General features: G+C 63.5%; 21 protein-coding genes. 7 read left to right on the top strand and 14 right to left on the bottom strand.

Features of this window, described 5'->3' with window-relative positions; translation table 11 throughout:
* Positions 1-10 precede the first annotated feature (10 nt).
* Together JQ574_RS31505 and lpxB are read left to right on the top strand one after the other, a co-directional pair.
* Positions 11-868, top strand: coding sequence for an LpxI family protein (locus JQ574_RS31505; RefSeq protein WP_212208062.1), 858 nt, complete (start codon positions 11-13; stop codon positions 866-868).
* Positions 868-2,052, top strand: a complete 1,185-nt coding sequence (lpxB, locus tag JQ574_RS31500; RefSeq protein ID WP_212208238.1) for a lipid-A-disaccharide synthase — start codon at positions 868-870, stop codon at positions 2,050-2,052. Before JQ574_RS31505 ends, lpxB begins: the two co-directional genes overlap by 1 nt.
* A 104-nt stretch (positions 2,053-2,156) precedes the next feature.
* Here lpxB and JQ574_RS31495 read toward each other — a convergent pair whose 3' ends face one another.
* The 3 genes from JQ574_RS31495 to gltX form a co-directional block, all read right to left on the bottom strand.
* Positions 2,157-2,561 carry a GFA family protein gene (locus JQ574_RS31495; protein ID WP_212208061.1) on the bottom strand — a complete coding sequence of 135 codons (405 nt, stop codon included), beginning with the start codon at positions 2,559-2,561 and terminating at the stop codon, positions 2,157-2,159.
* A gap of 157 nt (positions 2,562-2,718) precedes the next feature.
* Positions 2,719-4,023 (bottom strand): citrate synthase, encoded by a 1,305-nt coding sequence (gene gltA / locus JQ574_RS31490; RefSeq protein WP_212208060.1) that lies wholly within the window; start codon positions 4,021-4,023, stop codon positions 2,719-2,721.
* A 159-nt stretch (positions 4,024-4,182) separates the two neighbouring features.
* Positions 4,183-5,607 (bottom strand): glutamate--tRNA ligase, encoded by a 1,425-nt coding sequence (gene gltX / locus JQ574_RS31485; protein WP_212208059.1) that lies wholly within the window; start codon positions 5,605-5,607, stop codon positions 4,183-4,185.
* A gap of 163 nt (positions 5,608-5,770) precedes the next feature.
* Between gltX and JQ574_RS31480 the strand changes: the two genes are divergently transcribed.
* Both JQ574_RS31480 and JQ574_RS31475 read left to right on the top strand, forming a co-directional pair.
* Positions 5,771-7,450 carry a glutamine--tRNA ligase/YqeY domain fusion protein gene (locus tag JQ574_RS31480; RefSeq protein WP_212384157.1) on the top strand — a complete coding sequence of 560 codons (1,680 nt, stop codon included), beginning with the start codon at positions 5,771-5,773 and terminating at the stop codon, positions 7,448-7,450.
* Between the two features lie 38 nt (positions 7,451-7,488).
* Positions 7,489-7,881, top strand: coding sequence for a nuclear transport factor 2 family protein (locus JQ574_RS31475; protein ID WP_212208057.1), 393 nt, complete (start codon positions 7,489-7,491; stop codon positions 7,879-7,881).
* A 21-nt stretch (positions 7,882-7,902) separates the two neighbouring features.
* Here the strand turns inward: JQ574_RS31475 and JQ574_RS35780 are convergent, their stop codons facing one another.
* A complete protein-coding gene (locus tag JQ574_RS35780; RefSeq protein WP_212384156.1) occupies positions 7,903-8,688 on the bottom strand; it encodes an SPOR domain-containing protein in 786 nt (261 codons plus the stop codon).
* Between the two features lie 444 nt (positions 8,689-9,132).
* On the opposite strand from JQ574_RS35780, the gene JQ574_RS31465 reads away from it, so the two are divergent.
* The gene (locus JQ574_RS31465; RefSeq protein WP_212208055.1) at positions 9,133-9,495 is read left to right on the top strand and encodes an SPW repeat protein; all 363 of its coding nucleotides are present in this window, start codon (positions 9,133-9,135) and stop codon (positions 9,493-9,495) included.
* Positions 9,496-10,157: 662 nt separating this feature from the next.
* Here the strand turns inward: JQ574_RS31465 and JQ574_RS31460 are convergent.
* Both JQ574_RS31460 and JQ574_RS31455 read right to left on the bottom strand, forming a co-directional pair.
* Positions 10,158-11,228, bottom strand: a complete 1,071-nt coding sequence (locus JQ574_RS31460; RefSeq protein ID WP_212208054.1) for a dienelactone hydrolase family protein — start codon at positions 11,226-11,228, stop codon at positions 10,158-10,160.
* Between the two features lie 729 nt (positions 11,229-11,957).
* Positions 11,958-12,956, bottom strand: a complete 999-nt coding sequence (locus JQ574_RS31455; protein ID WP_212384155.1) for a tripartite tricarboxylate transporter substrate binding protein — start codon at positions 12,954-12,956, stop codon at positions 11,958-11,960.
* 297 nt (positions 12,957-13,253) lie between these two features.
* Here JQ574_RS31455 and JQ574_RS31450 point away from each other — a divergent pair, with 297 nt between their 5' ends.
* Positions 13,254-15,563 carry a ComEC/Rec2 family competence protein gene (locus JQ574_RS31450; protein WP_212208052.1) on the top strand — a complete coding sequence of 770 codons (2,310 nt, stop codon included), beginning with the start codon at positions 13,254-13,256 and terminating at the stop codon, positions 15,561-15,563.
* Between the two features lie 42 nt (positions 15,564-15,605).
* Here JQ574_RS31450 and JQ574_RS31445 read toward each other — a convergent pair whose 3' ends face one another.
* From JQ574_RS31445 to JQ574_RS31425, 5 genes are all read right to left on the bottom strand, one after another.
* Positions 15,606-16,028 (bottom strand): hypothetical protein, encoded by a 423-nt coding sequence (locus JQ574_RS31445; protein ID WP_212384154.1) that lies wholly within the window; start codon positions 16,026-16,028, stop codon positions 15,606-15,608.
* Between the two features lie 139 nt (positions 16,029-16,167).
* Entirely contained in the window at positions 16,168-16,407 is a 240-nt protein-coding gene (locus JQ574_RS31440) for a hypothetical protein (protein ID WP_192734221.1), read from the bottom strand.
* A gap of 228 nt (positions 16,408-16,635) precedes the next feature.
* Positions 16,636-17,343: a transcriptional repressor LexA gene (gene lexA / locus JQ574_RS31435; RefSeq protein WP_192733386.1), complete on the bottom strand. Its 708-nt coding sequence runs from the start codon at positions 17,341-17,343 to the stop codon at positions 16,636-16,638.
* A 213-nt stretch (positions 17,344-17,556) separates the two neighbouring features.
* Positions 17,557-18,768, bottom strand: coding sequence for a gephyrin-like molybdotransferase Glp (glp, locus tag JQ574_RS31430; RefSeq protein ID WP_212208050.1), 1,212 nt, complete (start codon positions 18,766-18,768; stop codon positions 17,557-17,559).
* 12 nt (positions 18,769-18,780) lie between these two features.
* Entirely contained in the window at positions 18,781-19,407 is a 627-nt protein-coding gene (locus JQ574_RS31425) for an HAD family phosphatase (protein WP_212208049.1), read from the bottom strand.
* A gap of 160 nt (positions 19,408-19,567) precedes the next feature.
* On the opposite strand from JQ574_RS31425, the gene JQ574_RS31420 reads away from it, so the two are divergent.
* Entirely contained in the window at positions 19,568-19,864 is a 297-nt protein-coding gene (locus JQ574_RS31420; protein ID WP_249119724.1) for a hypothetical protein, read from the top strand.
* Between the two features lie 173 nt (positions 19,865-20,037).
* Here the strand turns inward: JQ574_RS31420 and JQ574_RS31415 are convergent, their stop codons facing one another.
* The 3 genes from JQ574_RS31415 to JQ574_RS31405 all read right to left on the bottom strand — a co-directional run bounded on the left by JQ574_RS31415 (position 20,038) and on the right by JQ574_RS31405 (position 21,228).
* Complete coding sequence (locus tag JQ574_RS31415; RefSeq protein ID WP_212208047.1) at positions 20,038-20,277, bottom strand: PilZ domain-containing protein; 240 nt, start codon at positions 20,275-20,277, stop codon at positions 20,038-20,040.
* A gap of 69 nt (positions 20,278-20,346) precedes the next feature.
* A complete protein-coding gene (locus JQ574_RS31410; RefSeq protein ID WP_212208046.1) occupies positions 20,347-20,529 on the bottom strand; it encodes a hypothetical protein in 183 nt (60 codons plus the stop codon).
* A 219-nt stretch (positions 20,530-20,748) separates the two neighbouring features.
* Positions 20,749-21,228 (bottom strand): GNAT family N-acetyltransferase, encoded by a 480-nt coding sequence (locus tag JQ574_RS31405; RefSeq protein WP_212208045.1) that lies wholly within the window; start codon positions 21,226-21,228, stop codon positions 20,749-20,751.
* Between the last annotated feature and the right edge of the window lie 718 nt (positions 21,229-21,946).

Below are 21,946 nucleotides of genomic sequence, written 5' to 3'. Positions count from 1 at the left end.
GCCGCAGCCCATGAGTTCAGCGGCTTCAGAGATTTCTTCGCCGGTCGGCGTGATCGCGGGCGGTGGCGCCATGCCGTTCGCGGTCGCGGATTCGCTTGCCGCTCGCGGCATCGCGCCGGTGCTGTTCGCGCTGCGGGGCTCCTGTGACCCGGTCCGGGCCGAACGTTTCCGCCACCACTGGATTTCGGTCGGGCAGATCGGCCGGGCGAAAAAGCTGTTGCGCAGCGAAGGCTGCCGCGACCTGATCTTCATCGGCACGCTGCTGCGGCCGGCGCTGTCGGAAATCAGGCTGGACTGGGGGACGATCCGCGTTATCGGCCCTATCCTGGCGGCGTTTCGCGGCGGCGACGACCATCTGCTGTCGGGGATCGGCCGGATTTTCGAGCAGGACGGCTTTCGCATGGTCGGCATCAGGCAGGTTGCCCCTGATATGCTGATGCCCGAGGGGCGGATTGCCCGCGCAACGCCGGATCCGGCCGGCACCGCCGACATCGAGAAGGGGCGGGAGGTGTTGCGCGCGCTAAGCCCGTTCGACATCGGCCAGGCCGTCGTGGTGATCGACGGTCACGTGGTGGCGGTGGAAGACATCGAGGGCACCGACAGGCTCTTGGCGCGCGTGGCGCGCTTGCGCAGCGAGGGCCGCATCCGCGCCAGCACGGGCCGTGGCGTACTGGTCAAGGCGCCCAAGACCAGCCAGGATTTGCGCTTCGACCTGCCGACGGTGGGGGCAACGACGGTCGAAGGCGCGGCCGAGGCAGGGCTTGCCGGCATTGCCATCATTGCCGGACAAACCATCGCGGCGGACGCGCAGGCCATGATCGATGCGGCCGACAGCGCCGGCCTCTTCATCCAGGGGCTGCCGGCGTGATGCCGCCGCGTCCGACCACCGACACGGTGCGCAAGATCGTCCTGATCGCGACGGAGGAATCCGGCGATCGCCTCGGCGCCAATCTCATGAAAGTGTTGCGCCAGCGCCTCGGCGACGCGGTGCAGTTCGAAGGCGTCGGCGGCCGCGCGATGGCGCGCGAGGGCATGAATTCGTGGTTTCCGATCGAGGAACTCTCGATCATCGGCCTTGCCGCCGTGGTCAAGCAATTGCCGAAGATCCTGCGGTTGATCAAGCAAACCGCCGCTGCGGTCACGGAGGCTACGCCCGACCTTCTCGTCATCATCGACAGCCCCGATTTCACCCACCGCGTGGCGAAGCGTGTCCGCGCCAGCGATCCCAACATTCCGATCGTCGACTACGTCTCGCCCTCGGTCTGGGCGTGGCGGTCGGGCCGGGCCCGCGCGATGCTGACTTATGTCGATCACGTGCTGGCTTTGCTGCCGTTCGAACCAGAGGCGTACCAGAGGCTTCGCGGGCCGCCCTGCAGCTATGTCGGCCATCCCCTGACCGAACAGCTCGCCTCGCTCCGGCCCACCTCTGAGGAGCGACAGCGGCGCGACGCGCCGCCGCCGGTACTGCTGGTGCTGCCGGGAAGCCGCCGCAGCGAGATCCGCCACCACATGGCGGTGTTCGGCCAGGCGCTGGGGCGGCTCAATGCCGAGGGCGTGGCGTTCGAGCTGATCCTGCCGACCATGCCGCATCTGCAGGAGGCGGTCGCGGAAGCGCTGAAGACCTGGACGGTGCAGCCCCGCGTCGTGATCGGCGAACAGGAGAAGCGGGCCGCGTTCCGGATCGCGCATGCGGCACTGGCAAAATCCGGCACCGTAACGCTCGAGCTTGCACTATCAGGCGTGCCGATGGTGACGGCCTACCGCACCGGCGCGACGGAAGCCTGGATCCTGCGGCGGGCGATCAATGTGAGTTCGGTGATCCTGGCCAATCTCGTGATCGGCGAAAACGTCGTTCCAGAATTCCTGCAGCAGGACTGCACGGCGGAAAAACTATCGCAGGTGTTGCGCGAGTTGCTTGGCGAGTCGACACTGCGTCGAAAGCAGCTCGAAGCCTTCGCGAAAATCGACCGGATCATGTCGACCGGCAACACGCCGCCGAGCGCCCGCGCCGCCGATATCGTGCTCGCGACGATGCGCAAGGCGCGGCGGTAGAGCGTTTTCCAGCGAAGTGGACGCCGGTTCGCGTTAAGAAAACGCGTCAAACCAAGAATCTAGAGCCCCGTTCCGATTCAATCGGAACGGAAAAGGCTCTAGCGCTAACCCTTCGGTGCCGAACCTTCCGGCCACTCCGGCAATTGATCCTTCGGGTCGAACCAGGTCGCGCAATCCGATCGCCAGATGTGTGCGACGGCCCGCTTGGTGATCGGTGTGTCCAGACACCCCATCCGCAGCAGGACGTTGCCGGTGCCGGCGCGCTCGGCGACGATTTGCGAGCCGCATTGCGTGCAGAAATAGCGCTGCTTGCCGGGCGAGGACTCAAAGCCCCTGAGCAGGCTTTCGCCTTTGGTCCAGCGAAAGCGGTCGCGCGGCACGCTGGTCACCGTCGAGAACGCCGAGCCATGCGCCTTGCGGCAGGTGGCGCAGTGGCAGTGCACGATGGCGCCGGGTTCGGCGTCCACCTCATAGGCCACGCTTTTGCACATGCAGCTTCCGGTGAGCATGAGGGTCTCCTGGAATCGTAGGGTGGGTGGAGCGCAGCGATACCCACCAACTTTCTTCGGCTTGGCGGTGGGTATCGCTGCGCTCCACCCACCCTACAAAAAAAAGCCGGACGCGACTATCGCATCCGGCTTTCTTCGGTCTCGTATCCGTCAGGCCTTACTTGCGCTTGCCCATCTCGACGTAGTCGCGGCGGGCGACGCCGGTGTAGAGCTGGCGCGGACGGCCGATCTTCTGCTGCGGATCCTCGATCATCTCGCTCCACTGGCTGATCCAGCCGACGGTGCGGGCGACCGCGAACAGCACGGTGAACATCGAGGTCGGGAAGCCCATCGCCTTGAGCGTGATGCCCGAATAGAAGTCGACGTTCGGGTAGAGCTTGCGGTCGATGAAGTAGGGATCGCTGAGCGCGATCTTTTCCAGCTCCAGCGCGACCTTCAGCATCGGGTCGTCGCCATGGCCGGTCTCGGCCAGCACCGCGTGACACATCTTCTGCATGATCTTGGCGCGCGGATCGTAGTTCTTGTAGACGCGATGTCCGAAGCCCATCAGGCGGACTTCCGAGTTCTTGTCCTTCACCTTGGCGATGAACTCGGGAATCTTGTCGACCGTGCCGATCTCGGCCAGCATCGCCAGCGCAGCCTCGTTGGCGCCGCCATGCGCCGGTCCCCACAGGCAGGCGATGCCCGCGGCGATACAGGCGAACGGATTGGCGCCGGAAGAGCCGGCGATACGCACCGTCGAGGTCGAGGCGTTTTGCTCATGGTCGGCGTGCAGGATGAAGATCTTGTCCAGCGCATCAGCCAGCACCGGGTTGATCTTGTAGTCCTCGCAGGGGACGGCAAAGCACATGTTGAGGAAGTTCTCGGCAAAGGTGAGCGAGTTCTTCGGGTACACGAAGGGCTGGCCGACGGTGTATTTGAAGGCCATCGCGGCCAGCGTCGGAACCTTGGCGATCATGCGCATCGAGGCGATCATGCGCTGCTTCGTATCGTTGATGTCGGTACTGTCGTGATAGAACGCGGCCAGCGCGCCGACGGCCGCGACCATGATGGCCATCGGATGGGCGTCGCGGCGGAAGCCCTGGAAGAAGCGGGCCATCTGCTCGTGAACCATGGTGTGATGGATCACGCGGTGGTCGAAATCTTCCTTCTGCGCCTTGGTCGGAAGGTCCCCGTACAGCAGCAGATAGCAGGTCTCGAGGAAATCGCCCTTTTCGGCGAGCTGCTCGATCGGATAGCCGCGGTATTCCAGGATGCCGGCGTCGCCGTCGATATAGGTGATCTTCGACTGGCAGCTGCCGGTGGAGGTGAAGCCGGGGTCGTAGGTGAACATCCCGGCCTGGCCGTAGAGCTTGGCGATGTCGATGACATCCGGCCCCACCGTGCCGCTCAGGATCGGGAAATCGTAGGTCTTGTTACCTACCGTTAGCGTTGCGGTCTTGTTGCTGGATTTTGCGTCCATCGTGTAGTCCCCGATGAAATCGTTGCGAAAACCGGCTGTTCCTGATGCCATTCTCTGGGGCGAAAAGGGGCAGGCCGGATTGTCTAGAAGGCGGCTGGAAAGGGGTAGCTTATTGCCCTGTGCACTGCAAGATGGCCGCCGCTAGCACATAGCAGGGGTTCATCCCGCGGCTTGATCGCCGAGCCGGGCCAGGCATTGATCCCGCCCCAGCACCGCCAGCACGTCGAAGATTCCGGGCGACGTCGTCCGCCCGGTCAGCGCCACCCGCAGCGGCTGGGCGACCGCGCCCAGCTTGAGGTTATTCTGCTCGGCGAAATTCCGCATGGCGGCTTCGGTGGTTTCCGAATTCCAGTCGGTGACGGCCTCCAGCGCATCGCGCAGCTTGCCGATCAAACCGCGGGTTTCCGGCGTCAGCAGGGCGGCCGCTTTCGGCTCGAGCTCGAGCGGACGGTCGGCAAAGATGAAGTAGGAGCCCGCGATCAATTCGAGCAGCGTCTTGGCGCGCTCTTTCAGGCTCGGCATTGCCCGCAGCAATTGCGCCCGCGTGGTGTCGTTGAGCTTGGCCTTCAGTTCGGCGCCATCAGGAACGTGATCCAGCAGCTGCTCGAACATGGTCACGAGCGCTTGATCGTCGGCCTGGCGGATGTAGTGGCCGTTGAGGTTTTCAAGCTTGGCGAAATCGAAGCGCGCCGCCGAACGGCCGATGGCGGGCAGGTCGAACGCGGCGATCATCTCCTCCGTCGAGAAAATCTCCTGGTCGCCATGGCCCCAGCCGAGCCGGACCAGGTAATTGCGCAGCGCCGCCGGCAGATAGCCGAGTGCGCGGTAGGCCTCGACCCCGAGCGCGCCATGACGCTTCGACAGCTTCGCGCCATCGGCCCCATGGATCAGCGGGATATGGGACATGTTCGGAAGCGTCCAATCCAGCGCGTCGTAGATCTGCTTCTGGCGCGCGGCGTTGATCAAATGATCGTCACCCCGGATCACGTGGGTGACGCCCATGTCGTGGTCGTCGACCACGACCGCCAGCATGTAGGTCGGGTTGCCGTCGCCGCGCAGCAGCACGAGATCGTCGAGGTTCTCGTTCTGCCAGACCACGCGGCCCTGGACCTGATCCTCGATCACGGTCTCGCCGGTCTGCGGCGCCTTGAGACGGATGGTGGGCTTCATGCCCGCGGGCGCCTCCGACGGGTCACGGTCGCGCCACAGGCCGTCATAGAGGCGGGTGCGGCCCTCGGCGCGGGCCTTCTCGCGCATCGCCGTCAGTTCCTCCGGCGTGGCGTAGCAGCGATAGGCCCGGCCGCTGGCGAGCAGGGACTCGGCAGCCTCGCGGTGGCGGGCGGCGCGGCTGAACTGGTAGATGACGTCGCCGTCCCAACCGAGCTCCAGCCACTTCAATCCGTCGAGGATCGCGGCAATCGCCGGCTCGGTCGACCGCTCGCGGTCGGTATCCTCGATCCGCAGCAGCATCTTGCCGCCGTGTTTCTTGGCGTAGAGCCAGTTGAACAGCGCGGTGCGGGCGCCTCCGATGTGCAGGAAGCCGGTCGGCGAGGGGGCAAAGCGGGTGACGACGGAATCGGTCATGATGGGGGCAGGCCTATGCGTGAACGGCCGTGGTGTATAGCAGGACGGTGCATAACTAAAGTCTCGCCGTTAAAGTCAGGCTTTAGAGCTGCCTTGGCCAAAGCAGGCTTGGCGGGCAGGGGCGAATTTGGCAGAAGGGCCGCTTACCGAGCGGGAACACGTAATGACCACAGAACCGGCAGCGGCAGAAGCAGGGCGCGATTTCATTCGCGACATCGTCCAGGCCGACCTCGACACCCAGAAGCACAGCCGGATCGTGACCCGATTTCCGCCGGAGCCGAACGGCTACCTGCATATCGGCCACGCCAAGTCGATTGCCCTTAATTTCGGCATCGCGCAGGAGTTTGGCGGCAAGTGCCATCTGCGCTTCGACGACACCAACCCGACCAAGGAAGAGCAGGAATATATCGATTCCATCCAGGCCGACGTGCGCTGGCTCGGCTACGACTGGGGAACCGATCTCTACTACGCCTCTGACTATTTCGAGCGGCTCTACGACTGGGCGGAAGGCCTGATCAAGGCCGGCCATGCCTATGTCGACGACCAGTCGCAGGAGGAAATCCGCGTCAGCCGCGGCACGCTGACGGAACCCGGCAAGAACAGCCCGTTCCGCGACCGGCCGGTGGACGAGAACCTCGATCTGTTTCGCCGCATGAAGGCCGGCGAATTCCCGAACGGCACCCGCGTGCTGCGCGCCAAAATCGACATGGCCTCCGGCAACATCAACATGCGCGATCCCGTGCTGTACCGAATCCTGCACGCCCATCATCCGCGCACCGGCGACAAATGGTCGATCTATCCGAGCTACGACTACGCCCACGGCCAGTCGGACGCCATCGAAGGCATCACCCATTCGATCTGCACGCTGGAGTTCGAGGATCACCGGCCGCTCTATGAATGGCTGCTCGACAAGCTGCCGGTGCCGTCAAAGCCGCGGCAGTATGAATTCGCCCGGCTCAACATCACCTACACGCTGCTTTCGAAGCGGGTGCTGACGCAGCTCGTGCGCGAGGGCCATGTCGCCGGCTGGGACGATCCGCGGATGCCGACCGTCGCCGGCCTGAAGCGGCGCGGCGTGCCGCCGGCAGCGGTGCGCGAATTCGTCAAGCGCATCGGGGTGGCGAAATCCAACAGCGTGGTCGATGTCGGCATGCTGGAATTCTGCATCCGCGAACTGCTCAACAAGACGGCCGAGCGCCGCATGGCGGTGCTGCGGCCGCTGAAGGTCGTGATCGAGAATTATCCTGAAGGCCAGGTCGAGGAGCTCGAGGCCGTCAATCACCCTGACAATCCCGATGCCGGCACCCGCCGCATCGCGTTCGGCCGCGAACTCTATATCGAGCAGGACGATTTCATGGAGAACCCGCCGAAGAAATTCTTCCGGCTTTCTCCGGGCAACGAAGTGCGGCTGCGCTACGCCTATTTCATCAAATGCACCGGCGTGATCAAGAATGACGCCGGCGAGGTGGTCGAGCTGCGCTGTACCTATGATCCTGCCACCAAGGGCGGCAACGCGCCCGATGGACGCAAGGTGAAGGCCACCATGCACTGGCTGCCGGCGGCGCAGTCGCGCACCGCTGAAATCCGCGTCTACAACCAGCTATTTGCAAAACCGAGCCCCGACGCCGGCAATTTCGCCGCCGACATCAACCCGCAGTCGCTGGAAGTGCTGTCCGACGCGCGGATCGAGGTCGGCGTCGCCGAAAGCAATTCGAACGAGGTGATGCAGTTCGAGCGGCAAGGCTATTTCGTGCGCGACCAGGATTCGACGCCGGACAAACCAGTGTTCAACCGCACCATCGGCTTGCGCGACACGTTTGCCAAGGAAGTCGCCAAGGGCTGAGAAGGGCTGACTTCGCTTCAAAACGATTGGATATTCCGATGCACAGCGCGGCCGACGACATCGCATCCGGCACCATGGCGAAGTGGGCCGCGGCGTTCAGCAGGCTGGACGCCGACGCGCTCGCTTCGCTCTATTCGAGGCACGCGCTGTTCTTCGGCTCGAACCCGAAACTCTATCGCGGACGCGACGGCGTCACGGCCTACTTCAAGGGATTGCCGCGGTGGCGGACGTCGGCCGTCCAGTTCACCGATGTCGTGGCCGAGCAGGCCGGACCCGATTTGGTCAATGTCGCCGGCACGGCGTCGTTCGACGCCGATGAAGGCGCCGTAAAACTGTCGGTCAAGATCACCTGGGTGATCGCCCGCGAAGACGGCGACTGGAAAATCGTCAGCCATCACGTGTCGTCGAAGGCGCCGTTGATCCAGCAATAGGGAAGCTGCGGCCTTCGCCCGTCAATTTCGCTGGACGATGCATTCTCCGCCGGCGGCCTTCAGGCTCTCGCACAAATCGAACGCTTCGTCGGCGGTCGAAAACGGGCCGACCATAGCGCGGTAGAGAACGCCGTCGTTGCCGTCCACGCGTTTGACGATGGGGGCGCGTGATCCCAACACGGCGGGAAATTTGGTCTGCAGCACCTGATAGGAAGCCAGCGCGTCCGCTTCATTGTTCTGGGCGGATACCTGAACAGCATAGCCCGGACGCGACGGCGACGTTGCAGGCGCGTGAGCCGGATTCCCGGCGCCGAAAGCGACCTTGAATGCATTGGTGCCGGGCGTTCCTTTTTCGATCGCGATGATGGCGCGGCGACCGCTGGAATACACCATCGGAATATCGAACCATGTGCGCTCGAGCAGCAGCTGCAGGTTCTTGGCGCGGTCTGCAGGGGTGTCCTGCAGGCCTACCATGAAGAAGTAGTCGGTGACCTTGACCGCGACGGCGGCGAGCGGAACGCCACGGCTCTGTTCGCTCGATTTCGTCAGCAGTCCCGGAACGCTGCTGACGGCAATATCCGGAGGCAGGGTAAATCTCAGTTCCGCGGTGTGGCTGGCTGGCAGGGATTTGTCGGTATTGCGCCGGAATGACAGCGTCAGCTTGAGCTTGCGCCATGGAATCTCGACGTCGGCGTAGACGGCCAATTCGTCAGGCTGACCCGCAGCCTTGATTGGGACGGTACGCCACGAGACCGAGCCTTCATATTTGGTGCCCTTGGGATCGGAAGGGTCCTCGTCATACAGCACAGCCCGCTGGGGGATATTGTTTTCCGATGCGGCCTTTGCGGTGCCGTTTGCAAGCAATGCAAACGAAGCGACGGCGAAGGTAAGAGGGAGGCGGCGGCGAGCCGCGTTGCCCGTTCGCCGCCAAACGCGGACAGCAAGTCTGGATTTTTGCATCTGAGCCGGGGTCTCGTACAACCATAAAGTGAAGTGAAATTATCGCTGCCGGAGGGCTTCAACAAGCCGCAATGCGTACCCGTTCCGCTGGTCCGCGAGACGTCGACGCTGGTCAGGCGCACGCAGCGTGCGTCCTGCTGCAGCGCACTTGCAAGAGCGTTTTTGGGGTGATGGGCGGCCAGGGTGGGACGACGGCGCCGGGGGCAGCAGCAGCGTCAACACAACGCAGGTTGAGGCACGCGTTTTTCAGCGCGGCGCCACCATATTCATGGAGGAGAGGAGGTGAGTATCATGCGCATTCAACACTGGCAGGACGTTGCCAGCCTGGTGGTGGGTGTCTGGCTGGTCGTGTCGCCGTTCGCCCTGGGCATGGCTGGGGCAGAAGTCGTGCTAACTATCGCCCTTGGCTTGTGCGTCATTCTGTTTGCCGTAGAGGGATTCCTCATTCCCTCCTATCTGGAGGAATGGGGAGAGATCCTCATCGGTTTGGCTCTGGTGGCGGTACCTTGGACGGTCGGCTACGAGTCGGTATCGGCCACGGCAAGCAGTGTGGTCTCAGGCATATTGGTGATTTTGCTTGCAGCCTGGGAACTAGCGACCGATCGCGATTTCAGCACCTGGTGGCACGATCGCTGGCATCATCCAGCCAGCTGAGAAGGGTGGTTGCCGAGCCTCTGGCCGACCGTTATCTACTTGCGGTCGGGAGGAGAGGAATTGGCTCGGCGACGTGGGCCGGGATTTGAATTGCCATGTGTCGGGTGCGCGACGCGACAGGCCAACATTGCAAGTAGCGGCCGCAACGCCTGGTCTCAGAGGAGCGTTGAACCACCTGAGAAAAGCTCCAGCGGCCTTCATGCCGCGAGCTTTCAATGCCTCTGTCCCCTCTGTCAGGGATCGGAGGCGCGACAGCAGTCTAATCCCCAATCGCACCTTCTGAGACTTTCGGCTCAATCGGCTGGACGACGGGCGGACATTCTTTCGTCCGCATTTCGCATCTGTTCCACTCACCCGCGGATAGCCGCTTCCAGTAGATTTGTGAAAACAGGCATACTCCAAGGCGTGGGATGGCGGAGCAGGGCGGAACGCCGGGCAGCAGGAGAGGCTACGCCGGCAGGGGGCGGCGCCGGCCGGCGGATTGCTCCCGTCGCGTCTTTCGAACTGGCCGCCGTTCATCGAGACTCTGCGCACATGGGTGTGCGCGGAGGCGGGGGCTGCTGCTGCCCTGTCTATGATAGCGGACCAAATTCCGCATCGTAGCGTAACGACGCCATGTGTCCGACCGGTCAGTTGAGGCCATGACCCCGCCTGTGCGGCGGTCAAAGCTTGAACAACGATCGCAGAAAATTCTGCACATCCGCTGTCGCTTGCTCGCGCGCCGCGGGATTGTAACCAAACGACCCCTCCGACACCACGCATGGCGATCCCGTTCCTGCCGGGCCGCCGGTCACCACGTCGATGATCTTGTCGTCTTGCTCGAGAAACGTACACTTGCTGTAGTTCAGGAAGCCGGTCGCCGTTTGACGGTTGGCGAGATCGGCGTTGTCAAACCAGTGCTTGGCGCCGACGTATTCGAACAGGGCGACGTCACGGCCGGCATTGCGGAGCCGTGCGACGTACTCCCTGCAGCGGCCGATGATCGTCGCGTCGTCGGCTGCGCCATGAAAGATCCGTATCGGGACATCAGCCACGCGATCTTCATCGATGAGCTTGATATGACAGCCTGTGGGGTAAAACGCGAGATGGGCTGCAAAGGGTGACAGCCCGGGACCGTAGCGTTGCTGGAACCGCGGGGAGGCTGCCCAGAGCGCGTTGCGGCCACCGAAGGAAAATCCCAACACCGCAATTCGTGAAGGGTCGATGCGCGGATGCACTGCCAGAAGATCCCGTGCGCGATAGACATCGGTGAGCACGCTGGCTGTGCTTATTGTGTGAGGACCTGAGCAGACACGCGGAATACTCCTCCCGACAAAACTATTGACGACGAACGTAGCGACGCCGAGTTGAATGAGACTTTCCGCCCAGTACGTCTCCGCTCCCGTGATGCCCGAACAACCATGCGTTATGACGACGGCAGGAACCCGGTCCGTAGTCTCCGGAAGCCTCAGAATACCAAAGATCGTTGCCGGCGAGCCCTCCTGCGGGGCGGCCATAAAAGGAGGCGTAAACAGGCTGCCGGGGAAGGTAACGCTTTGGAAATTCACTATTTCGATGCGGCCTTGGGAAACAGCGGCGTGCGGGGCCAGGAGTGCGAACGCTGCCGTGCCAACCAGCACGGACGACGCGCGGCTCAAGGTAGGGATCATAGGGCGCCGATATCGTTGCGCGCTTGAAGTGAAGAGCCGGGTGGCTAAAATCTTGCGCAAGAGTCCGATGATCGCCCGTCGCATCAAGCACCTCGCCGAAGTCAGGGTTGAACGGCGCTGAATGTCAGAAGGCAGTGTTGACTCACCCGCGACCAAGTTGATGGCCGAGAGGCCATGGCGCAGCAGCGGGCATTGATCACGAAAACAGAAAAGTGCCTATCAGCAAACCGGCTGCAAATGACCAGAGTCCCAGAGTACAAATCGAGACCACGCGGACAAGAATACGGAGGTCGTCGTCCGGCGCGATTTCGTGCGATCGGTCCGTCATTTCAGCCACCGCCTGCGTTGGCCGCTAGGTTAAGGGCTAGGATCGCTGTTTCCGTCGAAAAATAGGCAAAAAATGGGCAATCAAGCTTGCAGATTCAGGTGAAAACCAGATCAACCGTTGCTCAAAGTCACCAGCCGCACCGCGATCTGCGGCGACAAGGCGAATCATTTTGACTGTGCAGCGGGGCGAGTTGCTTACTTGAGCAACCCTGAGAGATCGCCAATGTTCGAGGCCATTGCAGCACTTCTGATAATTCTCAGCGTCGGCATCCTTGTCGCTCACGCGCTGGACGCCTACAGGTCGTGGAAATAGTGCAGCTTGGGGCCGTGCGGGTCACGGTTGCAGGAGCGCGCGCCTTACTGATCTCTTTTGAGATTCCGCTTGGACATGGCGGCAGGAGATGCTCCGGACATTAACCGGCCGGACCACTAAGCCTTCGCGGTCGTCGGGTTGCCGTCAGGCGACGACGAGGCTTGCGGCGCGCCTCACTTCGCCAGCCCCAGCGACTTCAGCGCCTTGCCGTTGCTCTCGTCGTCGGCCTTCATGAACTCGCCATACCTTGCCGCATCTAGATAGATCATGTCGAAGCCGCGCCGGGTCATGAAATCCTTGAACTCGTCGCTGTCCCAGGCCTTCTTGATCGCGGCCTCATACGTCTTGGCGATTTCCGGCGGCAGGCCCTTGGGCGCCGCAAAGCCGCGCCACACGCCCTTGTGAACCTTGTGACCGGTCGCCTCCTCGGTGGTCGGCACGTCAGGGAAGTTCGGCGCGCGCTTGGGCGAGAAGAAGGCGAGGCTGCGGATACGCCCCGCCTTGATTAGCGCCTCGGCTTCCGGCATCGAGCACGCGACGAAGTCGACGCCGCCGGCGGCCAGATCCGTCAGCGCGGTCGCAGCGCCCGTGGATGGCACCCAGCGGATCGAGGTCGGCGAAACGCCGTCGGCCTGCATCAGGCCGGCGAGCGCGACATGCCAGCTTCCGCCTTGCCCGGTGCCCGAAGCCGCCACCTTGTTCGGGTTCGCCTTGATATGCGCGAACAGCTCCTTGACGTTCTTGTAGGGCGAGTCCGCCTTGACGTGGATCGCGGCGAAGTCCTGGTTGACCAGCCCGAGCGGCGTGAACTTCTCGAACGTAAGATCGGTAAGCCCCGCCCAGTGCATCAGGGTGATTTCCAGCGTGATGAGGCCGAACGTGTAACCGTCGGGCGCGGCAGTCGCGATCGCCTGGTGGCCGACCACGCCCGATCCGCCGGTGCGGTTCACGACGTTCACCGGCTGCTTGAGATCGCGCTCCATGATGTTGGCGATCTGGCGGGCGACCGCGTCGGTGCCGCCGCCGGCGGCCCACGGCACGATCAGCGTGATGGGTCGCTCCGGGAAGGCCGCTTGCGCGTTGCCGGCGCCGAGCAGGCTTACGGCTGCAAGCCAAGCAAGGGCAACATTTCTGGCCAGACTTTTGGCATCGCGGATTATTTGGCGAAGCATTCGCAAACCCTCCCCATTTTGTTTTTGATGCGCCGGGCATTGCACCGCGGCGCGCGCTTTTTGCGCTACCCGCCATTCGGGCGGCGGAGCGCCGGCATGTCAAGGGGAAGTGCCGGCACGGGGCGCGGCGAGGCACCGGCGACGCCCTTGCAAAAGGCCCGATCACCTCGTTCTGCGACATAACGGCATAATGAGCGGCGCGGCGCCTTTCGCCGATATTCCACTTCCGTTCTGCTAGCCGGCACCTCACACCTTCCGGTAGCTTTGTGTCCGCGAGCGTATCGTGTGGGTAGCTTGATGTCGGAGCAGGGCAACACGCCGGGCCAAAGGCGAGGCTACGCCGGCACGTGGCCGCCGCGTGGGGCGGCGCCGGTCGGCGGTCTCGCGCCCCGGCGTCTTGCGCTGTGGGCGCCGCTGATCGAGACCTTGCGGCAATGGGCGCGCGCGGAGGCGGGGGCGGGGCGTTTGCTGCCCTGGGTGCCCGTCGCGTTCGGCACCGGCATCGCCTTGTATTTTGCCGCCGACCACGAGCCGGTGCTGACGGTCGTGGCGGTTACCGCCATCACGCTGTGCGCGGCGGCGTTCCTGCTGCGGCGGCACAAGGTGTTTCCGATCGCAGTCATGATCGCGGCCGTCGCCGCCGGCTTTGCGATCGCTACCTGGAAGACGGCGCGGATCGCGCATGGCGTGCTGGCGCGGCCGATGTTTTCGGTGTCGCTGACGGGATATGTCGAGACCCGCGACATCCGCGAACGCACCGACCGTTTTGTGCTGCGCGTCGTGACCATGGAGAGCGCGCGCGACGCGACAAAAATCGAACGCGTGCGGCTGTCGGTCAAGAAGGGCACCGCGCCTGACGTCGGCAGCTTTGTCGAATTGAAGGCGCGGCTGTTGCCGCCGATGTCGCCGCTCCGGCCCGGCAGCTACGATTTCGGCCGCGACATGTTCTTCTCCGGCATCGGCGCCTCCGGCTTTGTGATGGGTGCGATCAAGACCGCGAAAGCGCCTGATGGCGGCGGGTGGAAGTTGCGCTATTCGGCGTTCATGCAAGGCATGCGGGATGCGATCGACGCGCTGATCCGGACCGTGCTGGAAGGCGACAAGCGCGCGATCGCGACCGCGCTATTGACCGGCCGGCGCGACGCGATCTCCGAGCCCGTCAATGAGGCGATGTTCATCTCCGGACTTGGCCATGTGCTGTCGATATCGGGCTATCACATGGCTGTCGTCGCGGGCGTCGTGTTCTTTGCGGTACGGGCGCTGCTGGCGCTGTTCCCGACGCTCACGGTTGGCTTTGCGATCAAGAAATGGTCGGCGGTGGCGGCACTCGCAGCATCCGCGTTTTATCTGCTGCTGTCCGGGGCTGAAGTCGCGACCCAGCGTTCGTTCTTCATGACGGCTGTGGTGCTGATCGCCGTCATGGTCGACCGCCGCGCCATCACGTTTCGGACGCTCGCGGTGGCGGCGCTCATTGTCCTGACCATTGCACCGGAGGCGCTGGTGCATCCGAGCTTCCAAATGTCGTTTGCGGCGACGCTGGGGCTGGTGGCGCTGGTGCAGCTCGGCATGCCGCGCCTGTTCGCGCAGCCGGATCATTCCGCGACCGCGCAGGTGGCGCTGTGGGGCGGCCGCGAGATCACGATGCTGCTGCTGGCCTCATTGGTAGCGGGCCTCGCCACCACGCCTTATGCGGCGTTTCATTTCCACCGGGTGACGCCCTACGGCGTGCTCGCCAATCTGGCGGCGATGCCGGTGGTCTCGGCGCTGGTGATGCCGGCGGGATTGTTCGGGCTGGTCTTCATGCCGTTCGGCTTCGACGGCATCTGCTGGTGGTTGATGGGCGTCGGCATCGACTGGATGATCGTGGTCACGCAATGGGTCGCGGCCTTGCCGGGCGCGGTCGGCCGTGTGCCGGCGTTCGGCATCGGCCCGCTGATTGCGGCGAGTATCGGCATCATCCTGCTCGGCCTGTTACGAACGCCGCTGCGCTATACCGGCGCGGCCGTGGTGCTGGTGGCGGCGGTGTGGGCGGCGAGGGTGCCGCAGCCGGACATCCTGATCTCCGCCGACGGGCGCAATGTCGGTGTCCGCGGCCAGAACGGCAAACTGCATTTGATGCGGGCGGCCAAGGTGACTTCGACCGGAGCCTCGCGAGATGGCTTCCTCGTTAGGGAATGGCTGGCGGCGGATGCCGACGCGCGAAAGCCTGCCGATGCCTCGCTCACTGAGGGCGTCTCATGCGACGAGAGCGGCTGCGTGACGCAAGGCGCCGGTGGCGGGTTCGTGGCGTTGGCGCTGCGGCCGGAAGCGCTGGCGGATGATTGTGAGCGTGCGGCGCTGGTGGTAACCGCAAGGCAGGCGCCTGCGGCGTGCGGGGCCTCGGTGATCGATGCGGAGCGTCTGCGGCGGCAGGGCGCCATGGCGCTGCGGCGAAGCGTCGGCGGATTTACCATCGATGCCGTCAAGCCCAGGGGCGTCGATCGCCCATGGTCGCCGGCGATCGCGGGCGAAGGTGACGCGGAGACAACCATCCTCGCGCCACGCCGTGCGGCGCCGCGTGCGGTCGATGCGACCCCGTCGGAAGCGGACCTGCAGGCCGAGGAATAAGGATTCACATTCCCCGGCGGGGCGCGACCGGCGGCGCGGAATTCAACCGGTGGAAAGCGGTGTCGTCGTCGTAGTGTCCGCCTTCGTTGCCGCGCGCTCGGGAATCGGATGCACCACCGGCAATTGCAGCACGGTGACGCGCTGACCCTCGCAAAGCTGCGTCACCAGCACATGGCTCCCGTCGGGAAATTCGATTGCGTCGTGGTGACGTTCCCTGATGTGCGGATCAATGGTGTTGAACTTACCGACGCGAAAACCGATCGTCCGCGTCCAGATCCAGCGGTTGTCGTATTTGACGTCTTGCGCGAAGGCCAGTTCGGTCCCGGGCAGCATGCAGACCGCGACTGCCGGGTCGCGTTCGCTGGCAAAGCCGCGGGTCGAGGTGCCGCGGAAGGTGGTCGATATTAATGTCTCGCCGACCTCAGCAGGACGCGTTGCCATCGCGTGCAAACTATAGTCACACATCGGATCGCTCCCTCGTAAGAGATAAAGACCCGTGCCTCCCTCGAGGCGCTGGCCTCTATCAGAGTGGACTTGAGCAAAGTCTATTCCTGTTCTGGACATTTGTGCGACGGAAAGGCCGGCGCAACCGATCACAAACGCGCTACGGCGGCTGCGGATTTTCAGGCATCGGCGGCAGCGGCAGTTCGAAGGCGCCGAGATGGAATTGCTCCCGTCCGTCGTCGGCAATCCCGGGCAGCGCGACCAGCGTGAACGCGGCCTCCGGATATTGCTGCCAGATCGCGAGATCTTCCGCCGTCACCGTCAGCCAGCCGAACCGGAGCATGTAGCGGCCCGGCTCGGTCACTAGGCCCGCCCTCTGCCAGGTGATCTTGGTGATCATATTGCTGACCACGTCGCGTCCCCCCGTTCGCACGCTTTCGAGCACGCCTCAAACCAAACAGCGCGCTCACGCCGCCAGTTTTTGCTGCGTTCTGGGCAATTGTGGGACGTGTGCAAGCGCACCGCGACGGTTAAGGCTGTCCCAACTTCCAGGCAACGAAAAGCCCCGGTCGATGGCCGGGGCTTTTTTGCGGTGCCGAACGCGGCTTGCATTTGGCGCGGGCCGCGCTCAGTACTTCCGGTACAGCCCGATCAGCTTGCCCTGAATCCGGACCCGGTTCGGCGGCAGGATGCGCACTTCATAAGAGGTGTTGGCGGGCTCCAGCGCGATCGAGGCGCCGCGGCGGCGGAAGCGTTTCAGGGTGGCTTCCTCCTCGTCGATCAGCGCCACCACGATATCGCCGGTGTCGGCGGTCTCGTTGCGCTGGATCAGCGCCATGTCGCCGTCGAGAATGCCGGCGTCCACCATGGAATCGCCGCGGACTTCGAGCGCGTAATGTTCGCCGGAGCCGAGCATGTCCGGCGGTACGCTGATGGTGTGGCTGCGGGTCTGCAGCGCCTCGATCGGCGTGCCGGCGGCGATCCGGCCCATGACGGGAACGGCGACCGGACGGTTGCCATCGTCCTCGGCGGGCGCGCTGGCGGCGCGGACCTTGCCGAGCGTGCCTTCGATGACGCTCGGGGTGAAGCCGCGGCGGCCGTTGCCGTTACCGGCGCCCGCAAGCTCGGGCAGCTTGATGACTTCGATGGCGCGGGCACGGTTGGGCAGGCGGCGGATGAAGCCGCGCTCTTCCAAGGCGGTGATGAGGCGGTGGATGCCGGATTTGGAGCGGAGGTCGAGCGCATCCTTCATTTCGTCGAAGGAGGGCGGCACGCCGGCTTCCTTGAGCCGTTCGTTGATGAAACGCAGAAGTTCATACTGTTTGCGCGTAAGCATCTCGAGCAATCCCCCGGTTGGCGCGTCGTAATTCGTGGTCGTTCAGCTTGCAGAGGCCGCGGTCTCAAATTCGGAAGTCCAAAACTCCCATTTGTAGACACTAGCTCTCGAAACAAATCATGAACGGACACTATATGTTCGATACATGTTCCGCAACCACTTAATTTCAGATGAACGCGCGCCGAGTTCACTCGAACAGGCCGCCCGGACGCGTCATTCCGGCAGGCGCAGGAACTCGCATGGCGTGCCTTCAGGCACCGCCGGCGCAAACGGCGGACGTATCAAAAGCGCCCGTGCCGCAGCGAGATTCCCTAGCAGCGACGAATCCTGGTGGCTCACCGGCACCGCGATCAACGCACCGTCTTCGCGCTGCTCAAGCCGTGCGCGAAGATAGTCTTCGCGCTGGTCGTTGGCGGGAAGATCGCGGCCGAGCAGGGCGGTCTCACGCGCGTGATGGATGGTTTTTCGGCCCGACAGCGCGCGAATCAGCGGCACCAGAAACAGGAAACCGCAGACATAGGACGAGACCGGATTGCCGGGCAGGCCGATCACCCGCATCGCCCCGAGGCGCCCGTGCATCATCGGCTTGCCCGGCCGCATCGCGATGCGCCAGAACGCCATCGCGACGCCCTCGGCCTCCAGCGAGCGCTTGACGAGGTCGTGGTCGCCGACCGAGGCGCCGCCCATCGTGATCAGGATGTCGGCGCCCGATGCGCGGGCGCGGCGGATGCCGTCAGTGGTCGCCTCGACCGTGTCGGCGGCGATGCCGAAATCGATGGTCTCGGCGCCCTCGGCCCGCGCCAGCGCGCGCAGCGCGTAGCCGTTGGAGTAGACGATCTGGCCGGGGCCCGGGATCGAGCCCGGCATCACCAGCTCGTCGCCGGTGGCGAGCACCGCCACCTTGGGGCGGCTGATCACGGCAAGTTCCGGATAGTTCATGCCGGCAGCGAGCGACAGATCGCGTTCGGTGAGGCGGCTTCCCCTGGTGAGCAGCACATCGCCCTCGCGGAAATCGGCGCCGGCGGCGCGGATATGCCGTCCCGGTCTTGCAACTTCCGTGATCGTGATGTGGTCGCCGCTGGCGGCCGTGTCTTCCTGGATGATGACGGCGTCGGCGCCATCAGGGATCACCCCGCCGGTAAAAATCCTGACCGCTTCGCCCGGGCCCACCTTGCGTTCGAACGGGCGGCCCGCCGCGACTTCGCCGATCACCTTCAGCCGCGCGGAGAGGTCGGCGGCATCGGCCGATCGCACCGCATAGCCGTCCATCGCCGACATCGCCCGCGGCGGCTGCGTGCGCTTTGCGGCAAGGTCGCGCGCGAGGACGCGATGCCAGGCGGTGTCGAGTGCGGCCATTTCTTCCGCCAGGGGATCGGCGCCCGCAAGGATCGCGGTCAGTGCATCAACGACCGGCATCAGGGCCACGGCAACACCCTCTCAAATTCCCAGCGCGGCAAGCGCCTTTGCGACGTCATCCGGCCCTGTCACATGCACCGCGGCCAGGCCGCGTGCCCGCGCGCCGTCGATATTTGCTGCGGAATCGTCGAAGAACACGATGCGGGAGGCGGGAACACCGATCGCCTTGACGACATGATCATAGGCCGCCGCATCGGGCTTTCGAAGCCCGATCGTCGATGACAGGTAGATTTCGCGGAAATGGCCGAGCACGCCGGCATAGGCCTGGCTGAAATGCACGACATGCGCGTTATTGGTGTTGGAGAAGGCATAAAGCGGCAGCCGTTGTCCGGCGCGCGCCAGCGATGCTGATATATCGGGCATTTCGCCGGCGAAGATCGCGTTCCAGCCTTCCAGGAACTCGGCGTCCGTTATTCCGATGCCCAACGAGACTCGCAGGCCTGCGAAGAATTCGGCATCGCTGATCTCGCCCCGCTCGTGACGATGCCAGGCGTCATTGGGCGAGAATCGCTGGACCAGCTGTGCGGGCTCGCAGCCGGCATGGCCGGCCCAAGTGGCGACCACCTTGCCGAAGTCGATATCGAGGACGACGCGTCCGAGATCGAACAGCAGCGCGTCGGCGGAGTTGGGGAGAAGCGGGGCGTTCATGCCAGACGTTTACAAAACTGGACAGCTCTGGGCAACGACTTGGCTGCAGCCAGCGAAATGCGCGTTTTCGCGAGCAATTTCCGCCCAATCCAGCATTTAGGCCGGCGCGGGAGCTGTGCTATTCGTTTGGCAGGAAAGTCCGGGGAGTGATCGCATGAAAATGATTGGCATCGTGGCTGTGATGGTCTTGCTGGCCGGGCCGGCGTTGGCCCAGCAGGCACCCGTTCAAAGATACGGGGAGGAGGATAAGGAAAAGACGCGATCGGATATCGCGGCGGAGAAGGAGGCCGAGCGGGCTTACAAGCGGTCGCTGGGCAATATTCCGGAGCAAAAGAGCACCGATCCCTGGGGAACCGTGCGCAGCGACAATGCCGCCCCGAAAGCCGCCGCCAAGGCGCCCGCGAAACCGAAGGCAGCCAAAACGGATAGCAAGGCCGAGACCACCGCAAAACAATAACAGGCATCCGCCGGCAGCTTGCCGGGGCTGTGAGACCGGTAGCCCGCATGAGCGCCAGCGACATGCGGGTATCGGAGAAATGCAGGAGTCCCGGATGTCGCGGAGCCTGTCATCGGGCGCGCGTTTGCGCGACCCGTTGGCTCATCCGGACTACGCAACTCCCGGCTACACAACTAATCGAAGGCGACACCGATCCGGTATTCCTTGCGCCAAACAATGTGGCACGGCAGCTTCAGGCCATCTTCCGGCACAATCAATGTGAAGCTTTGAGGCACCCGAACGATATCGAATATCTCAAGCGCTGCTCCCGTAGCGGAGATATCGCGGATCATGCATTTGATCTTGTCGCCACCGTGATCAATCTTCGCGGGCTTGGCGACACGGAAGCGAGGCGCAATTCGAGTTTCGACCATAACCGGACTCTCCGGTTGAACAGAAAAAAATCATCATCGGACTAAACGCCTGATGGTCGCGTCTTGGTTCTAGAACTTGATCTTTGAATTTTGATATTCCTGACTCGTCAGGATTTCTCGGGCCGCATCGCGCAGGTCCCTAATCATTTTGGCCGTTTCGTCCGCTGCTTTTCCACTGGCCGCCCTGCTGTGCCCTTCGAGGCTATCCGCCGAGTCCTTCAGTAGATCAGAAATTTTCTTTAACTTAAGCATCGATTGGTCCAGCAACGAGATCAAATTTCTCGACAATGGAAACAATGCCAAGCTGGATGCGACCCGACAAAGCAGGTCACCGCGCCATTGTGCGCCCGAAGCATTACCCCAATGCGACCCAACCTAACGTAGAAATACTGAGAGTTTCTTAACTGGAAGCAGCGCGGGCTCCGTTCTGTGGACAGTTTGAACCGTGGCTGGTTCCTGCCGCGATATGCTTCACATCCGCTTCTCGAAGAACACACTCGCCGCGGTGGATTGCGGCGCTTTCAGCGCGTAATCGCCAAACGCGGAACATTCCCGGAATCCCGTGCGTATATAGAGCCGCATCGCCGCGATCTGGCGCGTTCCTGTCTCCAGGCGCAACACAGGAAGTCCGGCGCCACGCACCTCGTCTTCGATGCGCGCGAGAATGGCGTCGGCAACGCCCTGGCCCCGCGCGATGCCGCGCACATACATGCGCTTGACCTCGGCATATTCAGGGAAGAGGGCGACGCCGCCGCAGCCCACCGCCGCGCCGTGACGTCGCGCGAGGAAGAAGCGGACATGCGGTTGAAAGATCGCATCGATGGAAAAGCCATGCCGCTGCTCCGGCGGATACTCCACCGCAAGCACGGCCTCGAGCTCGCCGATCAGCAGGCGCACCTCATCGGTCGCGGCCAGCGCAACTTCGATCTGCACGTCATCGCCCTTGCTCATCGGTGCTCCTTCTTGGACCCGTACGTTGGCGAGCTTGGCCCGGGCGGGCGAAGCGATATCAGGATTTTTTCAGATTCGTCCGCACAATTGCAACGTGATGCCGAAGATTGCGGGCAGCTTAGCGCGATCGATCAAATGTCGAGTAATTGACATTACCGCCCATCCGCAGGCGAGCCGTGTTTGGTGGCGTTGGGCACGATTCTTGGCGGCGTCATGCCGGGGTTCGGCGCAACTGCAAAGCTGTCTGTCGCCTGATCCGATGCGATCGGCTTGAAGGAGACTGGCCGCCGCGATGTCGCGAAAGCCGTTCGGGCCTGCGTGCAATGACGCCGGGGCGCGACAAAACGACCCGACGGGCAAATCAGTTCTGATTTACGGAAATCGTGTCAAGCCCCAAAATAAAAAATATTTCTGTTTACCGGAAGGAAAATCAGGTGCATATCTTTGCCCATCCCGTCCCACTCAGAGGGCGTCGGCCGTCGTCACGGACGTTGGACGGGTTGCGGTGGACGCTGGTTTGCGCTGAGACGACGGCGTGGATTAAGCGTACGGCAAAACCGTGTGGTCCTGGCGCCCGTTGCAGGCGTCAAGCTGTCGGAGAAGCGCAAGCGGAAACGATAGCGACGGAGTCAACCCAGAACTCGTCTCCGGGGAGATCACGGCATAAGCCGTAAAGCCATTGCGCAGGGAAGGCCGGGTGTTCACCGCTGCCCTGTAT

This window comes from Bradyrhizobium sp. AUGA SZCCT0158 (assembly GCF_018130065.1).
In the GTDB taxonomy this organism is placed as follows: domain Bacteria; phylum Pseudomonadota; class Alphaproteobacteria; order Rhizobiales; family Xanthobacteraceae; genus Bradyrhizobium.
This window is presented reverse-complemented; position numbering and strand designations above follow the sequence as displayed.

Bases quoted from the DNA above. Each gene is read 5' to 3' on its own strand.
- JQ574_RS31505 (WP_212208062.1), top strand. From the start codon at position 11: ATGAGTTCAGCGGCTTCAGAGATTTCTTCGCCGGTCGGCGTGATCGCG.
- lpxB (WP_212208238.1), top strand. From the start codon at position 868: ATGCCGCCGCGTCCGACCACCGACACGGTGCGCAAGATCGTCCTGATC.
- JQ574_RS31495 (WP_212208061.1), bottom strand. From the start codon at position 2,561: ATGCTCACCGGAAGCTGCATGTGCAAAAGCGTGGCCTATGAGGTGGAC.
- gltA (WP_212208060.1), bottom strand. From the start codon at position 4,023: ATGGACGCAAAATCCAGCAACAAGACCGCAACGCTAACGGTAGGTAAC.
- gltX (WP_212208059.1), bottom strand. From the start codon at position 5,607: ATGACCGATTCCGTCGTCACCCGCTTTGCCCCCTCGCCGACCGGCTTC.
- JQ574_RS31480 (WP_212384157.1), top strand. From the start codon at position 5,771: ATGACCACAGAACCGGCAGCGGCAGAAGCAGGGCGCGATTTCATTCGC.
- JQ574_RS31475 (WP_212208057.1), top strand. From the start codon at position 7,489: ATGCACAGCGCGGCCGACGACATCGCATCCGGCACCATGGCGAAGTGG.
- JQ574_RS31465 (WP_212208055.1), top strand. From the start codon at position 9,133: ATGCGCATTCAACACTGGCAGGACGTTGCCAGCCTGGTGGTGGGTGTC.
- JQ574_RS31460 (WP_212208054.1), bottom strand. From the start codon at position 11,228: ATGCGACGGGCGATCATCGGACTCTTGCGCAAGATTTTAGCCACCCGG.
- JQ574_RS31455 (WP_212384155.1), bottom strand. From the start codon at position 12,956: ATGCTTCGCCAAATAATCCGCGATGCCAAAAGTCTGGCCAGAAATGTT.
- JQ574_RS31450 (WP_212208052.1), top strand. From the start codon at position 13,254: ATGTCGGAGCAGGGCAACACGCCGGGCCAAAGGCGAGGCTACGCCGGC.
- JQ574_RS31445 (WP_212384154.1), bottom strand. From the start codon at position 16,028: ATGTGTGACTATAGTTTGCACGCGATGGCAACGCGTCCTGCTGAGGTC.
- JQ574_RS31440 (WP_192734221.1), bottom strand. From the start codon at position 16,407: ATGATCACCAAGATCACCTGGCAGAGGGCGGGCCTAGTGACCGAGCCG.
- lexA (WP_192733386.1), bottom strand. From the start codon at position 17,343: ATGCTTACGCGCAAACAGTATGAACTTCTGCGTTTCATCAACGAACGG.
- JQ574_RS31425 (WP_212208049.1), bottom strand. From the start codon at position 19,407: ATGAACGCCCCGCTTCTCCCCAACTCCGCCGACGCGCTGCTGTTCGAT.
- JQ574_RS31420 (WP_249119724.1), top strand. From the start codon at position 19,568: ATGATTGGCATCGTGGCTGTGATGGTCTTGCTGGCCGGGCCGGCGTTG.
- JQ574_RS31415 (WP_212208047.1), bottom strand. From the start codon at position 20,277: ATGGTCGAAACTCGAATTGCGCCTCGCTTCCGTGTCGCCAAGCCCGCG.
- JQ574_RS31410 (WP_212208046.1), bottom strand. From the start codon at position 20,529: ATGCTTAAGTTAAAGAAAATTTCTGATCTACTGAAGGACTCGGCGGAT.
- JQ574_RS31405 (WP_212208045.1), bottom strand. From the start codon at position 21,228: ATGAGCAAGGGCGATGACGTGCAGATCGAAGTTGCGCTGGCCGCGACC.